Origin of the sequence: Sorangium sp. So ce362 (genome assembly GCF_051519845.1) — a bacterium.
GTDB lineage: Bacteria > Myxococcota_A > Polyangia > Polyangiales > Polyangiaceae > Sorangium.
In genome coordinates this window covers 3,174,746-3,189,913 of the sequence record NZ_CP150332.1, presented here as the reverse complement: position 1 = coordinate 3,189,913, position 15,168 = coordinate 3,174,746, and the positions used below count along the sequence as shown (strand labels likewise).

Sequence of the window (15,168 nt, the reverse complement as noted above, 5' to 3'; positions counted from 1 at the left end):
CTGGCGCCCCGGTCAGGCTGCGTGAAAACCAACCGGATAGCCGCCGCCAGTGCGCGGCGGCCGCCCCGCTCGCGCGGGGAGCGCTCCTCTGCTCCCTCGCGCTCGCTGGAGATCCCCACGCATGACTCCCTCTCATGACGCGACTCGCCCCATCCACTCCATGAGCGCCTCCGCCCGTCGCGGCAGGCGCGGGGGCAAACCCCTCCGCTGCGCTCCGCTGCTCGCGCTCGCGGCCGCTGTCCTCGCGCTCCTCGGCGGACCGCGCGGCGCCGAGGCCGCGCCCGAAGCGCACGTGCTCCGCATCGACCCGCGCGCGAGCACCGCGGACGGGTCGCCCGTGCTCACGACCGTGCTCGAGGTCGTGCAGAGCAAGCGCCTCAGCGACATCACCCGCACCTGCGCCGCGCTCACGGGCGACGCGAACCTCGACTGCGTCGCCGACGCGATCGAGCAGCCGTCGGCGCTCTACTCGTCGTTCGACTTCCCGGACAAGAACGCGATCTTCTCCGTCACGGTCGACGGCACGGACCTGCCGGCGAAGTTCGAGTCGAAGGTCCGGTGGGGCGACAGCGCCGGGCAGCCGGGCGTCGGCACGGCGTGGCTCATCCTGATCGACGCCGCGTCGAGCATGGGCACCCGCTTCGACGAGGCGAAGGCGGTCGCGAGCGCGTTCGTGAACGCGATGCAGCCGAACGACATCGTCGACGTGATGTTCTTCAACGATCGCGGCGTCGTCGAGGACTCGAAGTGGGTGAGCAACAAGCAGACGGCGGCGCAGGCCATCGGCGGCGTCACGCGCACCTACCCGACGCAGGGGCGCACGCGCCCGCTCTTCACGATCATCAAGAACGCCGCGACCGACGCGTTCAAGGAGCTCGGCAACGCCGGCCAGGGGGTCCCGGTGCCGATGCACCAGGCGATGGTCGTCCTCTCGAACGGCTCCGCCGGCGCGGATCCGAGCTCGACCGCCGCGGCGTCGAACCTGCTCCGGGACTACCTCACGAAGGGGCGGTTCCCCGAGAACAACGACGTCCTGCCGAAGACGCCGGTGCCCGTCATCTCGATCTGGTTCCCGAGCCGGCTCGTCGAGGAGTTCACCGCGAACGCCCGCGAGTTCATGGAGGGGATGGCGAACACCGAGATCGGCGGCTTCTTCAGCGTGGTGCGCGACGGCCAGCAGCGGCGCGCGGCCAACATCGTCAACGCGATCCGCACCCGCTTCAACAAGATGCACATCGTGAAGTGGCGGGTCTCCTGCGTCGCGCCGAGCATCACGCAGACGTTCAAGCTCGCCTTCATCAACACGGATCCGCCGATCGCGGGCGACGCCACGTTCCAGAACGTCCCCGTCGGCATCGATCCCACCGCGTGGCCGCTCGACATCGACCGCGACGCGACCGATCGCGCCGCGAAGAAGTCGCCGATCCATCCCGGCAGCACGGTCAAGATCTTCGGTAACTTCTGCTGGGGCGGCAACGCGCAGCGGGCCGAGATCTACATGGTCCCGAAGAACCAGGCCGCGCCGCAGTCGCTGCAGGGCGGGAACCTCGAGGACGCGAAGAAGGCCCAGCGGACGCTGATCGAGAGCGGGATGCGCGGCAAGGCGATCTCGGCCGGCGACAGCGTCGTCGAGTTCGAGCTGCCGGACACGGACAAGTTCCTCGTGGGCAAGGGCGACCAGATGACGGCGCGCCTCATCGTCTACGACAACCAGGCGCGGCGCACGAGCGCGGTCACGGCCGACAAGATCCTCACGCTGAAGGCGAAGGAAGCGCCGCTGCCGTACCTGCTCATCGCCGGCGTGACCTTCGGCGGCGTCGTCATCGTGCTGCTGCTCGTCTCCATCTTCCGCGGCGGCGGCGGCGGCGGCCGGCGACGCGGCGCGGCGGCGGCGGCGCCCCCGAGGCCCATCGTGGCGGGCGGCGGGGCGCCTCCGCCCTACGCACCCGCGCCGCCTCCGCCGGGCGACTTCGGCTATGGCGGCGGGCCGATGATGGCGCCTCCCCCGGGCGGCGTCAGCCGGGCGACGCTCTCGGGCGCGGCGGGCATCTTCACCGTGCACCCCGGCGCCGAGGTACGGGCCGGGCGCGACGGCGCCTCGTGCCTGATCGCGCTCGCGGAGCCGCGTGTGTCCGGCACCCACGCGAGCGTGAAGCTCGAGGCCGGTCAGCTGTTCGTGCGGGACGAGGGCTCCAACAACGGGACCTATGTGCACGGTCAGCGCGTCGCCGCTGGCGTCTGGACGCCCGTGCCGCCCGGCGCCTCGTTGCGGTTCGGCCCCGTCGAGTTCAACGTCCGTTTGGAGTAGCGTGTCCGGGGCCCCGGCCTCACGCCCCAAGCGACGCCCCCCCCCATGATGCCCCCGACCGAGTCCTCTCCGCGCCTCAAGATCGAGTTCGCCCAGGCCAGCGATGCGGGTCGTGACCCGAACAAGCAGGTCAACGAGGACGCGTGCGGCTACGCCGAGACCAGGTTCGGTCACCTCTGCGTCCTGTGCGACGGCATGGGCGGGCACTACGGGGGCAGCGAGGCGAGCCGCGCCGCCATCCAGACCATCTTCGAGGTGATCGAGCAGACGCCGGCCGCCGTCGATCCGAGGGCGGCGCTCAAGGCCGCGATCGAGGAGGCGGCGCGCCGCGTCTATCAGCTGGGCGGGCCGGCGGAGAACCGCGTCCGCCCGGGCTCGACCGTCGTGGCGATGGTCCTCCACGATCGCGGCGTCGACGTCGCGCACGTCGGCGACAGCCGCGCGTACGTGATCCGGAGCCAGCAGATCTACCCCCTCACGCGCGACCACTCGATGGTGCAGGGGATGATCGACGCGGGCATGATCACGGAGGCGCAGGCGATCGGCCACCCCGACGCGAACAAGATCACGCGCGCTCTCGGGATGAAACCGGAGGCGGAGGTCGAGGTTCGACCCGAGCCGATGGAGCTGTATCCGGGCGACGTGCTGATCCAGGCGAGCGACGGCCTCACCGATCTCGTGCTCAGCGGGGACATCCTCGGGTGCACGCGGCAGGCGCTCGCGTCGGGCTCGGTCGATCACGCATGCAGGATGCTCGTGCAGCTCGCGAACCACCGCGGCGGTCACGACAACATCACCGTCCAGATGGTCCGGGTGATCGAGACGGGCAGCCGCTCGCTGACGATCGCGCACGGACCGCCAGGGGCAGGCGGCGACGGCGACGGCGTCGACCAGGCGCGCGCTTCGGGCCCGCAGGAGACCGTCGCGATGACCCGCCCCGAGGGGGCGGCGAGCGTCCCGCAGAGCGCCGCGGATGCGCTGCTCGCCCACGGCCACGGCGCCCCGGCGCCGGGCGTGGCGACCGCTGGAAGCGCGCCTGCTGCAGGCCCGGCGTCCCCCGGCGACGCGACGACCGTGATCCCGACGGGCACCACCGGCGCGCCCGCGCGGCATACGGCGTCCGCCAGCGACGCGACGACCGTGATCCCGACGGGCACCACCGGCGCGCCCGCGCGGCGTCCGGGGTCCACCAGCAGCGCGATCACCGCGGACCCGGCAGCCGCCGACGGCGTGCCCGCCCTGGCCTCGACGGCCGCCGACGGCGTGCCCGCCCTGGCCTCGACGGCCGCCGACGGCGCGACCGCCGCGGCCGCGACGGCCATCAACGGCGTGCTCGCCGTGACCCCGACGACCACCGACGTCGTACCCGCTTTGACCCCGACGGCCACCGACAACCCGCCGATCGTGGCGCCAGCACCCGCCCACGGCGCGTCGTCGCTGCGCCCGACCACCGTCGATAGCGCGCCGGCGGTGCGCCCGACCGCCGCCGACCACACGCCCGCCGTGGCGCCAACGATCGCCCACGGCGCGCCGGCGGTGCGCCCGACCGCCGCCGACAGCGCGCTTGCCGTGAGTCCGACAGCGATGGATTCCGTCCACCCGCTGCCCACGACCGTGCCGGGAAGTCCTGCGCCGGTGCCTCACACGTTCGCGCCCGATGCGCGCGCCGTGCTGTCCCCCCTTCCGCTGAGCGCTCCCGCGGCATCCGCACCACCTCCGATGGCCCATGGCGCGCCGCCTCCCCCGGGAGGCTTCGGCGCCCCGCCTCACCCGGGCGCCGCCTTCGGTCCGCAGCCTCCCCCGGGAGGCTTCGGCGCCCCGCTTCACCCGGGCGCCGCCCTGGGCCCGCCTGGCGCCGCCTACGGCGCGCAGCCTCCGCCGGGAGCCTTCGGCGCACAGCCTCACCCGGGCGCCCCGCCTCGTCCCGGCGCCGGCTACGGCGCACAGCCTCCGCCGGGGGTCTTCGGCGCCCCGCCTCACCCGGGCGCCCCGCCCCATCCCGGCGCCGCCTTCGGCCCGCAACCTCACCCGGGCTCCTTCGGCGCCCCGCCTCACCCGGGCGCCCCGCCTCACCCGGGCGCCCCGCCTCACCCGGGCGCCCCGCCTCACCCGGGCGCCGCCTTCGGCCCATCGCCCCACCCGATCGACCAGGACGCTCCTCCCGCTTCGGTCGCCTTCTCGGGGCACCACGCAGCGGCGCCGGGCGGTCCCTCTGCCGCCGCCGCTCCGCACCTCGCCCCTGCCCCGCCGCACGCACCTGGATATGCCGCGGCCGGGCCGCGCGCCCTTCCAGCGCCGAGCTTCTCCGGGCCCGTGTCCTCGTCCACGGCATCGGGCGTCCCGAGCACCGTGCGCGCCTCGCGCGGCGTCTACATCGCCCTCATCGCCTCGCTCTCGGTCGTGATCGTCGTGCTGGTCGCCCTCCTGCTCTGGAAGCTCGCCGCTGGCTGAGCGCGACAGCGCGACGACGTCCCCACGCACCAACACGAACGGATGACCGCCGCGCGACGATCTCGGCCGCGGAATGCAATTGAAGATGGACCAGATTCCGGATTAGCCTAGCTCTCCGGAGGTTCCTCCATGCCTGGAGATCAAGAGCTCGAGTACGGACACGACATGGATGGCACGCCCACGGAGATGGAAGACGAGCCCCAGTCGACCCGTATGCCCTCCCTCGAGGAGGTCCGCGCCGGCTTCATGCTCCTCGACCTGTGATGCGCTGAGCCGCCCGGCTACCGGCCGTCACGACGCTCCGCTCTGAAGCTCTCCTCGCCCGGCAGACGAGATCGTCCCGCCGCGCGCGTCGCGCGTCACGCGCTCCCTCCCGCACACGATCGCGAGCAGCGCGGCGCCGTCGCCGCGGGCACGACGCGCCTCTTTCCTTGCTCTCCCCAACCGCCTGTGGTGAAACGCGGCCCGCATGATCCCGGGGCTAGGCAAGCAAAGCATCACGATCGGCAGTGCCCCCACCTGCGATGTGGTGCTCGTCGCTCCCGGCGTCCTGCCCGAGCACGCGCGCATCATCAACCAGGGTGGTGGAAAGCTGCTCTTCGCCTGCGGCCAAGGGCCTGCATCGGCGAACGGGCGGCCCCTCGCGCCGGGAGAGCAGCTCCCGTTCGACTTCCGCACCCAGTTCGTCGTCGCGCAGACGCCGGTGCCGCTCAACCACCCGGCCATCACGCTGATGATGGCGTCGCCCGGGTCGCTCGCGCCCGCGCCCGGACAGGTCGTGATCGGGCGAGACCCCACGCGCGCCTCCCTGGTGCTCCAGCACCCGAGCGTCTCGAGCCAGCACGCCACCGTCACGCTCGATCGCATGATGGTCATCGACCACAACTCGACGAGCGGCACCTACGTCGGCGCGCAGCGCATCGCCCCCGGCGCGCCGACGCCGATCGATCCGCAGGGCGCCATCGCCTTCGGGCCCGTCCCGGTCCAGGTCAGCCTGCTCGTCCAGCTCGCCCAGGCGGCCCGGCAGTCGGCGCTGCCCGCCGCGCAGGGCGCCATCGCCGGCACGAGCGCCCTGCCGCCGCAGCCCGCCGGCGGCTACACGCCGTCGCAGCAGCCCATCCCCGGGAGCTACGCGCCGCCGCCGCAGCCCGCCGGCGGCTACGCGCAGCAGCCCGCGCAGGCGGCGTCGTCCTTGCCCGCCGCCGGCGCGCCCGGGCGGAAGAACAAGACGGTCCTCGGCCAGCTCGACTTCTCCGGCGCCGGGTCGAACGTCAAGAGGATCGGCCGCACGCCCGACAACGACATCGTGCTCGCCCACCCGCAGGTGTCGAGCCACCACGCCCTCCTGCACTCGATCAACGGGCAGCTCTACGTCGAGGATTGCGGCAGCGCCAACGGGACCTACGTCCGCGGCAACCGCATCGCGCCCGGCCAGAAGATCGCCGTCCAGAGCGGCGAGAAGATCTACATCGGGCCCATGCCCCTCCAGATCGAGATGGGGGGCGCAGGCGCGGTCGAGGTCGTCCAGGAAGAGTACTCCGCCGATCGCTGGGCTGGGCGCCCGCTCTACGAGATCGAGGCGTGGAGCCTCGCCCTCCAGGTCCCCGACAGGGACAACCCCCAGGAGCAGAAGACGCTCCTCGACAACGTGTCGTTCAAGGCGCTGCCGGGCGACATGATCGCGCTCATGGGGCCGTCGGGCGCCGGCAAGACGACGCTCCTGCTCACCCTGAACGGCTACCTGCCGCCGACGAGCGGCGTCGTCCGCATCAACGGCGAGGACCTCTACAACATCTACGACACGCTCCGCGGCTCCATCGGCTACGTGCCGCAGGACGACCTCGTCCACCCGGAGCTCACCGTCTTCGAGGCGGTCCGCTACAGCGCGAAGTTCCGCCTCCCGCCCGACTACACCGAGGCCGAGATCGACGCGCGCGTCGAGCAGACCATCAAGGATCTCGGGCTGGAGGGCGTCAAGAACCTCCAGATCGGCAAGCCCGAGAACAAGATCCTCTCGGGCGGGCAGCGCAAGCGCGTCAACATCGCGCTCGAGCTCGTCACCGACCCGGTCATCCTCTTCCTCGACGAGCCGACCTCGGGCCTCGCCGCCGACGACACGACCGCGCTGATCACCTTGCTGCACGACCTCACGAAGGCCACCGGCAAGACGATCATCATGACGATCCACCAGCCGGCGAAGGACGAGTTCGAGAAGTTCAGCCACACGCTCATCCTCGGCTACGGCGGCATCCCGATGTTCTTCGGGCCGACCCAGCCCGACGCGTACCGCTTCTTCGGCAGCTGGAAGGAGCGGCACGGCCAGCCCAACGACGTCGACAACCCGCGCGACATGTTCGAGATGCTCGCCTTCCGCGAGCGGCCCATCTTCGACCAGCTCCGCGCGCGGGACCCGAACGTGTCGCGCGGCGAGGCCAGGCGGCTCGCGGCCATCGAGTGGCGCAAGGAGTTCTTCAGCGACGCCAACCCGACGTACCGGCGGATGTACTCCGGCCGGCGGGAGATCGGCACCGGGCAGGGGCAGCGCGGCATCCCGGCCGGCCGCGCCACGACCAAGGGGCAGCTCGGCCTGCTCCTGTCGCGCTACTTCAAGGTGAAGAAGCGCGACATCGGCGGCACGCTGATCATGCTCCTCCAGGCCCCGATCATCGGCATCCTCCTCGCGATCGTCTTCGGCGGGCAGGAGAAGGCGATCCCGGCGTGGTGCCTCGGCGCCCTCCAGGAGCTCGGCCGCCGCGCGGGCGGCGCGGATCAGAGCACCGACGTCATCAAGGGCATGGAGGTCACGACCGACCACACCGCGGCGATCTTCTTCCTCGTCGTCGCCGCGGTCTGGTTCGGGACCTCGAACGCGGCGCGCGAGATCGTCAGCGAGCGGGCCATCTACCTCCGCGAGCGCATGGTCAACCTGGGGCTCGTCAACTACGTGCTCTCGAAGTACCTGCTGCTCGCCGGGTTCTGCCTCGTCCAGTGCACCGTCCTGCTCGCGATCGTGTTCTTCACCCTCGGCTTCCACGGCGGGATGGAGGCGTTCGCCATGCAGCTCGCCGCGCTGACCGCCACCTCGCTCAGCGCCGTCGCGATGGGGCTTCTCCTCTCCACGGTGGTCGCCTCGTCCGAGGCGGCCATGGCGCTCACGCCGATCGCGCTCATCCCCCAGGTCGTCCTCGGCGGGCTCATGGTGCCGATGACGACCGTGCCGCACCTCCGGCCGCTCATGTACATCATCCCGGCGCGCTGGGGCTTCGAGGGCGCGATCGCGCCCGAGCGCCTCGCGACCGCGGAGGCCCCGGCCTGGGTCATCGATCTGCACCGCACCGACACGAGCGCCGCGGACTTCATCGAGGGCGGCAAGTTCAAGTGCGCCATCGCGCAGATGGCCGCCGACAACTACGCGGGCGCGTGGGGCTTCACCACGTACGATCAGACCTGGATGCCCTATGCGGTGCTCTCCGGGATGACCCTCCTCCTCCTCGTCACGCTCTGCGTGGTGCTCAAGCGGCGCGACCCGGTGTGACCTCGTGATGACGCAGGAGCCCGCCTCCGCCCTCACCGACGTCGGCCCCCTCCCGCCCCCGCGAGGCCACCGCGGGCCGGGCGCCGCGGCGCTCCTCTCGCTCGTGCTCGCCGCGCTCTCGCCCGCCGCGGCGCGCGCGCAGCAGCAGGAGCAAGGCCAGCAGGGTCAGGGGGAGCCACAGGCGCCCGCGGGCCCGACGAGCGTGCCCCGGGGCGAAGGCGGCGCGATCGTCACGCCCCCTGCCCCCGCGGCCGCGCCGGCGGGCCGAGCGACGCCGCCGCGGGCGCTCAACTACACGCCCCCGGCGTACCCGCCGGAGGCCGAGCGGCAGGGGCTCGAAGGGTCGGTGACCCTGCAGCTCGACATCGATCGCAACGGGCGCGTGAAGCAGGCGGTCGTCGTCGAGAGCGCGGAGCACGGGTTCGACGAGTCGGCGGTGGCCGCGGCCCAGAAGCTCGAGTTCGAGCCGGCGCGCCGCGCCGACGGCACCCCCGCCGCGGCGCGCATCCTGTACCGCTACTCGTTCACCCTGAAGACGGCCGCGCCGCCGCCCGCCGCCGGCGAGCCGGCGAGGCCCGCCGAGAACCTCCGCGGCACCGTGCTCGCCAGCGGCGGCGACGTCCCGCTCGCCGGCGCCACCGTCTCGGTCGCGCGCGTCGCCGGCGCGCGCGTCGCCGGCGACGCCGCGGCGCCGGAGCTCACGACCGACGAGGGCGGCGCCTTCGTCTTCGTCGATCTGCCGCCGGGGCGCTACAAGGTCACCGTCGCCGCTCCCGGCTTCGAGCCGCTCTCCGTCGAGGAGGAGATCGCCGCGGGCGAGCAGATCGAGGTGAAGTACCGGCTCCTGCCCCGCGGCGAGGGCCTCGAGGTCACGGTCCGCGGCGACAGGCCGCCGCGCGAGGTCACGAAGCGCACGCTCGAGCAGCGCGAGATCAACCGCATCCCCGGCACGAACGGCGACGCGCTGCGCTCGCTCCAGAACCTGCCCGGCGTGGCGCGCCCGCCCACCCTCGCCGGCCTGCTGATCGTGCGCGGCTCCGGCCCGCAGGACACGCAGACCTTCGTCGACGGCACGCAGGTGCCGCTCATCTATCACTTCGGCGGCCTCTCCTCGGTCGTGCCGACCGAGATGCTGGAGAAGATCGACTTCTACCCCGGCAACTTCAGCGCCAAGTACGGCCGCGTGCAGGGCGGCATCGTCGACGTCGCCCTGCGCTCGCCCAACGAGGACGGCAAGCTCCACGGCCTCGCGCAGATGGACCTCATCGACGCGCGCGTCCTGCTCGAGGGGCCCGTGCCCTTCCTCGAGAACACGCGCTTCATGGTGGCGGGCCGGCGGAGCTACATCGGCGAGTCGTTCGGCCCGGTGCTCGAGGCCGCGGGCGCGGGGGTGACGCAGGCGCCCGTCTACTACGACTACCAGGTCCTCCTCGAGACCGAGCCGACGCCCTCGTCGCGCCTCCGCCTCACGTTCTTCGGCTCGGACGACGCCCTCGAGGTGCTCCTCAGCGACCCGGCGCCCAACGAGCCGGCCCTCTCGGGCAACGTCGGGCTGCACACCGCGTTTCAGCGCCTGCAGCTCCGCTACGATCACGAGCTCACCGACCGGGACCGGCTCGACGCCGTGCTCGCGATCGCGCGCGACGACGCCGATTTCGGGATCGGGCCGATCTACTTCCAGCTCGATCTCAAGACGCTCTCCGGCCGCCTCGAGTACGTGCGGCGGCTGTCCAGGGGCGCGGTCTTCAACGCGGGGCTCGACGTCTTCGCCGGCCTCTACGCGGTGAACCTCCGCGCCCCCGGGCCGAACCGCCCCGGCGAGCCGCCGAACCAGCCGTTCTCGACGCGCGCCCTCCAGGAGGTCTCGCGCGCCGGCGGCTTCTTCTACCCCGCGGCCTACGCCGAGCTCGAGCTCGCCCCGAGCCCCCGGGCGAAGCTCGTCCCGGGGCTGCGCTTCGACTACCAGGACCTGAACGAGCGGGCCACCGTGAGCCCGCGCGTGAACGGGCGCTTCGACGTGGTCCAGGGGTTCCCGCGGACGACGGTGAAGGGCGGCGTCGGGGTGTTCCATCAGCCGCCGCAGTTCCAGGAGGTCATCCCGCCGCTCGGCAACCCGGGCCTGAAGTCGACCCGCGCGCTGCACTACGCGGCCGGCGTCGAGCAGGACATCACCCGGAACATCGAGGCGTCGGCCGAGGGGTTCTACAAGCAGCTCGACGAGCTCATCGTCGGCGTGAATCGACCCGGGTCGATCCAGCTCGACTACCAGAACGTCGGGTCTGGCAGGGTCATCGGGGGCGAGTTCCTGCTCAAGTACAAGCCCGACGATCGCTTCTTCGGCTGGGCCGCTTACACGCTGTCGCGCAGCACGCGGGTGCCCGGGGTCGGCGAGGCGGAGCGACCCGTCTCGTTCGATCAGACCCACATCCTGACGGTGCTCGGCAGCTACCGCCTGGGCGACGGCTGGGAGTTCGGCGCGCGGTTCCGCCTGGTCTCCGGCAACCTGGTCACCCCCAACGTGTGCAACGTCAACGCGCAGAGCTGCGACCCGTACCGCACCAACGCGCTCTTCTACGCGCCCACCGGGACCTATACGCCGATCCCGTTCTCCGGCCCGAGCAGCGAGCGGCTCCCGCCGTTCCACCAGCTGGATCTGCGCCTCGACAAGTCGTGGAAGTTCAAGAGCTGGCAGCTCTCGGCCTACCTCGACGTGCAGAACGTCTACAACAACGCGAACAGCGAGGCGATTCAGTACAACTACAATTATACCGCCCGTCAGTACGTCACAGGGCTGCCCGTCTTGCCGAGCTTCGGGCTGCGAGGAGAGTTCTGAGATGCGAGCGACGCGAGCGATGAGCGGCGCGGGCGGCGCGGTGAAGCGCGCGGGCGCGGGTCGCAGGCGCGGGTGGCGTCGCGCGGTGCTCGGGACGCTCGCGCTGGGCGCGCTCGCCGCGCCGGCGATCTCGTCCGGGTGCGTCGCGGGCTTCGACCCGCCGAGCGTCGTGAACGGGCTCCGCGTCTTCGCCGTGGTCGCCGACGTCGTCCCGGTCGGAGAAAAACCGGAGAGCTCCTCGTACGCCTACCCCGGAGCTCAGGTCACCTTCCGGATCCATTACCAGGACGGGCTCGGCGGCCCCGAGGAAGGGTCGCGGCCGGTCTCGGTCTACTGGTTCGGCGGGTGCGAGAACCCGATCGGCGACGACTATTACGGCTGCTATCCGCAGTTCGCAGAGCTCGCGGCGAAGCTCCAGGCATGGCAGGAGCTGGGCGACCCGACGCTCCCGCTGCCCGCGCTCAACGGCGTACCCCCCGGCATCGGCGACACGTACACGATCACGATCTCGGACGACATCCTCGAAGGCCGCGAAGCGCCCGCCACGGGGGGCCCGCCGTCCGGGAGCGCCTATGTCTTCTTCGTCGCCTGCACCGGGACGCTCGGTGTCGTGGAGGACCAGGGCACCGGGCGCGCCGGGACCTTCCCCGTCGCCTGCTTCGACGCCGACGGGCGCCGGCTCGGCCCGGACAGCTTCGTGCCCGGCTACACGCAGGTCTATGCCTTCGAGGAGGCCGAGGAGGAGAAGGACAACCGCGCGAACGCGAACCCGAAGCTCCTGGGGCTCACCCTCGATGGCGAGCCCATGCCGGAGGACTTCGCCGAGATCCCCAACGTCGATCGCTGCCTCATCGGCCGAGAGGAGCGGCGCGAGGCGGGGTGCAGCGCGGAGGATCCGTTCACCGCGTGCCGCGCCTACGAGCTCGACGCGATCATCCCCGACAACGTGGCCGAGACCGATCCCGACGCGAAGCAGCAGACGCTCAGGGAGATCGTCTGGGTCGACTACTTCACCGATCTGGGCGACCTCGACCGGGGCATCAAGCTCGTGAGCGACGCGGCCAAGGGGGACCTCGGCGACCACGCCGTGACGTGGATCCCGCCGGCGGAGCCGGGCGTCGCCACGCTCACCGCGGTCCTGCGCGACGCGCGCGGCGGCTCGTCGGTCGTGCAGCGCCTCGTCCGCGTGAAGTGACGGCGGCCGGCGGGCGCGCCGCCGAGGGGACCGCCTCCGTCACCCGCAGCCAGCCTCGAGCTGCGCGAGCTGCTCGATGAGCTGCTCGGCGTCGCGCGCGGCGCACAGCACGCCGGCGGCGTCGTGGCCGGCGAGCCTGGCGACCTGGGCGAGCAGCTCCAGGTGCGCGCGGCCGCCCTCGCCGCAGACGAGGACGACGAGCAGCCGGAGCGGGGCGCCGCCCGGCGTGCGCACCGCGAGCGGCTCGGCCAGCGTCGCGAGCACGGCCGCGGAGCACGCGCCGGGGATGATCGCGTGCGGCACCGCGACCCCGTTGCCCAGCGCGGTGGGCGACTCGCGCTCGCGCCGCAGGATCTCCCGGGCGACCGCGCTCGCGACCAGCGCGTCGTCGGACCTGCGCTTCGGCTTGACCACGTGGAGGATGGTGACGTCGGCCCCCACCTGCTGCGCCAGCCGGCGGGCCAGCGTGAGCGCGGCGGCGCCTCGGCGCGGGCGGGGGCTGGGCGGCGCCTCGGCGCGGGCGGCGGCTGGGCGCCTCGACGCGGGCGGCGGCGGCGCTTACCAGTCGGTCGGCATGTAGTCTTTGAGGAACTGGCCGTAGAGGTGCTGGCCGCTCAGGAGCCCGGAGAAGATGGGGTCGCAGATGCGGGCGGCGCCGTCGACGATGTCGAGCGGCGGGTGGAAGCCGTGCTCCTCCAGCTTGCGGGCGGCGAGCGCCGCGGGGTCCTCGTCGGTGACCCACCCGGTATCGACGCTGTTCATGAAGATGCCGTCCTTCGCGTAGTCGGGCGCGGAGGTGCGCGTCATCATGTTGAGCGCGGCCTTCGCCATGTTGGTGTGAGGGTGCCTGTCCGTCTTGTAACGACGGTAGAACTGCCCCTCCATCGCCGAGACGTTGACGATGTGCCTGTCGAACGTCGGGTGTCGCAGCATGAGCGGCTTCAGCCGGGAATTCAGCACGAAGGGGGCGACCGCGTTGACGAGCTGGACCTCGAGCAGCTCGACGGTCGGGACCTCGGCGAGGGTCAGCCGCCAGCTGTTCATCGTGCGGAGATCGACCTGCTGGAGATCCGCGTCGTATCGGCCTCTCGGGAAGAGCACGCCGTCGAGGGGCTCGTCGCCGGGGCCGGGGATCTGGGAGAGCAGCGCCGGCTCGCGGAGGCCGGCGGCGGGGTCGCCGCCGGCGACGAGGGGGAGCTCGCCGCGCTCGCGGAGCGCGTCGTAAGCCCGGAGCGGCGGCTGCGCGACCTCCGGGAGGGCGTGGACGGGCGCGGTCTCGCCCTCGATGAGGTGACCGTAGAAGCCCGGCGGGCGCCGGACGGTCTGACAGGCGTTGTTGATGATGAAATCGAGCCGGTCGAGCGTGTGGAGGAGGTGCCGCGTGAAGCGCTCGACGCTCGGCGTGTGGCGGAGATCGAGGCCGTAGATCGAGAGCCGCGAGGCCCAGCCGTCGAAGTCGCGCTCGGACGCGAAGCGGCGGGCGGCGTCGTGCGGGAAGCGGGTCGTGACGATCACCCGCGCGCCGGCGCGGAGCAGCAGGATCGCAGCCTGATAGCCGATCTTGACGCGGGCGCCGGTGACCAGCGCGACGCGGCCGTCGAGCGGGGCCGTCTGGCTGCGCTTGCGGTAGTTGAAGTCGCCGCAGGGGCCGCACATCGCATCGTAGAAGAAGTGCAGCTTGCGGAACTCGACCTTGCAGACATAGCACTTGCGCGGCTTCGCGAGCTCCGGCGCGCCGCGCTCACCCGGCGGCGCGGGCTCTTCCGCGGGGGGCGGCGCCGGCGCGAGAGGCGGCGCCGGCGCGGGGGCGGCGGGCGCGGGGGGCATCGCCAGCGACGGGGCGTCCGGCGTGCGGAACACGGGCTCACGGCGGGCGGCGCGGATGCCGACCGCGTCGAGGAGCGCGGTGTCCGCGGACCTCTGAGCGCGCCGCTCGCTCTTGCGGAACGCCCTGGCGAGCTCGCGCTGCTCGGCGCGCTCGGGGCGCGAGACGCGGCCGGCGGCGAGGAGGAGCCGGCGGCGGTCCTCCGCGCTGATCGAGGCGAGCTGCGCGCGGTCGTCGACGAGGGACTCGAGCACCCGCAGGCAGGCGTCGAGATCGGCGGCGGTGAACGGCCCGCCTGCGCCGGCGGCTTCGCTCTCGGAGCTCATCGAAGCGGCGGTGCATAGCATGCGGGCGCGCAGGCGCGAACCGGCGGCCGAGCGGCCACGGGGGGGCCGCACCGGCGAGAGCCCGGGCGCGCGGAGGGTCAGCGCTGGTAGGGGCAGGGCTTGCCGCCCTCGCCGGCCTCGACGGGAGCGCCCGTCGCGGCGTCGACGGTGAGCGTGGTCGGGAGCTCCTGGGCGCCCGGCCCCCGCGACGCCTCGGCGACCGAGAGGGAGAGGGTGTCGCCGGCGCGCTTGAACGCTCCCTTGCGCTGGATGATGCCCGACCAGACGCACGCCACCTTCGGTGGACAGGGCGAGACGCGATCCTCTGCGGTGAAGCTGCCGCCCTTCGCGAAGGCGAGCACGCGCTCGTATTTGCGGGGGCCGCACGCCGCGGACCTCCACGTGCCGAGCAGCGGGTCGTCGCCGCCGGGCCCCGGGGCCGCGGTCGGCGCTGTCGTGGTCGGCGCCTGCGTCGTCGGTCCTTGCGTGGTCGGCGCCTGCGTCGTCGGCGCCTGCGTCGTCGGTCCTTGCGCGGTCGGCGCCTGCGTCGTCGGCGGTTCGGAGGGCACCGCGGGCGAGGCCGGTGGATGCGGCTCGGGCGCCGGCTCTCGCGGGCTGTTGACGGTGCACGCAGCGAGCGACGTGAGCAGCGCGGCGAGGGGAAGGATGACCGTTCGCATCATGGCCGCTCATCC

General features: G+C 72.7%; 9 protein-coding genes. 6 read left to right on the top strand and 3 right to left on the bottom strand.

Going from position 1 to position 15,168, the window contains the following annotated elements; translation table 11 throughout:
* The first annotated feature begins 160 nt into the window (after positions 1–160).
* From WMF17_RS12650 to WMF17_RS12625, 6 genes are all read left to right on the top strand, one after another.
* Complete coding sequence (locus WMF17_RS12650) at positions 161–2,308, top strand: FHA domain-containing protein (protein WP_437649618.1); 2,148 nt, start codon at positions 161–163, stop codon at positions 2,306–2,308.
* Positions 2,309–2,353: 45 nt separating this feature from the next.
* Positions 2,354–4,759, top strand: coding sequence for a protein phosphatase 2C domain-containing protein (locus tag WMF17_RS12645; RefSeq protein ID WP_437649617.1), 2,406 nt, complete (start codon positions 2,354–2,356; stop codon positions 4,757–4,759).
* A gap of 129 nt (positions 4,760–4,888) precedes the next feature.
* Positions 4,889–5,023: a hypothetical protein gene (locus tag WMF17_RS12640; RefSeq protein WP_437602293.1), complete on the top strand. Its 135-nt coding sequence runs from the start codon at positions 4,889–4,891 to the stop codon at positions 5,021–5,023.
* Positions 5,024–5,228: 205 nt separating this feature from the next.
* Complete coding sequence (locus tag WMF17_RS12635) at positions 5,229–8,294, top strand: FHA domain-containing protein (RefSeq protein WP_437602292.1); 3,066 nt, start codon at positions 5,229–5,231, stop codon at positions 8,292–8,294.
* A gap of 7 nt (positions 8,295–8,301) precedes the next feature.
* Positions 8,302–11,127: a TonB-dependent receptor domain-containing protein gene (locus WMF17_RS12630; protein ID WP_437649615.1), complete on the top strand. Its 2,826-nt coding sequence runs from the start codon at positions 8,302–8,304 to the stop codon at positions 11,125–11,127.
* Between the two features lies 1 nt (position 11,128).
* A complete protein-coding gene (locus tag WMF17_RS12625) occupies positions 11,129–12,322 on the top strand; it encodes a hypothetical protein (RefSeq protein ID WP_437602291.1) in 1,194 nt (397 codons plus the stop codon).
* Between the two features lie 39 nt (positions 12,323–12,361).
* Here the strand turns inward: WMF17_RS12625 and WMF17_RS12620 are convergent, their stop codons facing one another.
* The 3 genes from WMF17_RS12620 to WMF17_RS12610 all read right to left on the bottom strand — a co-directional run bounded on the left by WMF17_RS12620 (position 12,362) and on the right by WMF17_RS12610 (position 15,156).
* Positions 12,362–12,763 (bottom strand): PTS sugar transporter subunit IIA, encoded by a 402-nt coding sequence (locus WMF17_RS12620; protein WP_437649613.1) that lies wholly within the window; start codon positions 12,761–12,763, stop codon positions 12,362–12,364.
* Positions 12,764–12,880: 117 nt separating this feature from the next.
* On the bottom strand, positions 12,881–14,494 hold the full coding sequence (locus WMF17_RS12615; RefSeq protein ID WP_437649611.1) for an SDR family NAD(P)-dependent oxidoreductase: 1,614 nt from the start codon (positions 14,492–14,494) through the stop codon (positions 12,881–12,883).
* Between the two features lie 77 nt (positions 14,495–14,571).
* Entirely contained in the window at positions 14,572–15,156 is a 585-nt protein-coding gene (locus WMF17_RS12610; protein WP_437649609.1) for a hypothetical protein, read from the bottom strand.
* Positions 15,157–15,168 lie beyond the last annotated feature (12 nt).

Excerpts from the sequence above, each read along its gene's own strand:
- WMF17_RS12650 (WP_437649618.1), top strand. The coding sequence starts at position 161 with ATGAGCGCCTCCGCCCGTCGCGGCAGGCGCGGGGGCAAACCCCTCCGC.
- WMF17_RS12640 (WP_437602293.1), top strand. The coding sequence starts at position 4,889 with ATGCCTGGAGATCAAGAGCTCGAGTACGGACACGACATGGATGGCACG.
- WMF17_RS12610 (WP_437649609.1), bottom strand. The coding sequence starts at position 15,156 with ATGATGCGAACGGTCATCCTTCCCCTCGCCGCGCTGCTCACGTCGCTC.
- WMF17_RS12625 (WP_437602291.1), top strand. The coding sequence starts at position 11,129 with ATGCGAGCGACGCGAGCGATGAGCGGCGCGGGCGGCGCGGTGAAGCGC.
- WMF17_RS12630 (WP_437649615.1), top strand. The coding sequence starts at position 8,302 with ATGACGCAGGAGCCCGCCTCCGCCCTCACCGACGTCGGCCCCCTCCCG.
- WMF17_RS12645 (WP_437649617.1), top strand. The coding sequence starts at position 2,354 with ATGATGCCCCCGACCGAGTCCTCTCCGCGCCTCAAGATCGAGTTCGCC.
- WMF17_RS12635 (WP_437602292.1), top strand. The coding sequence starts at position 5,229 with ATGATCCCGGGGCTAGGCAAGCAAAGCATCACGATCGGCAGTGCCCCC.
- WMF17_RS12615 (WP_437649611.1), bottom strand. The coding sequence starts at position 14,494 with ATGCTATGCACCGCCGCTTCGATGAGCTCCGAGAGCGAAGCCGCCGGC.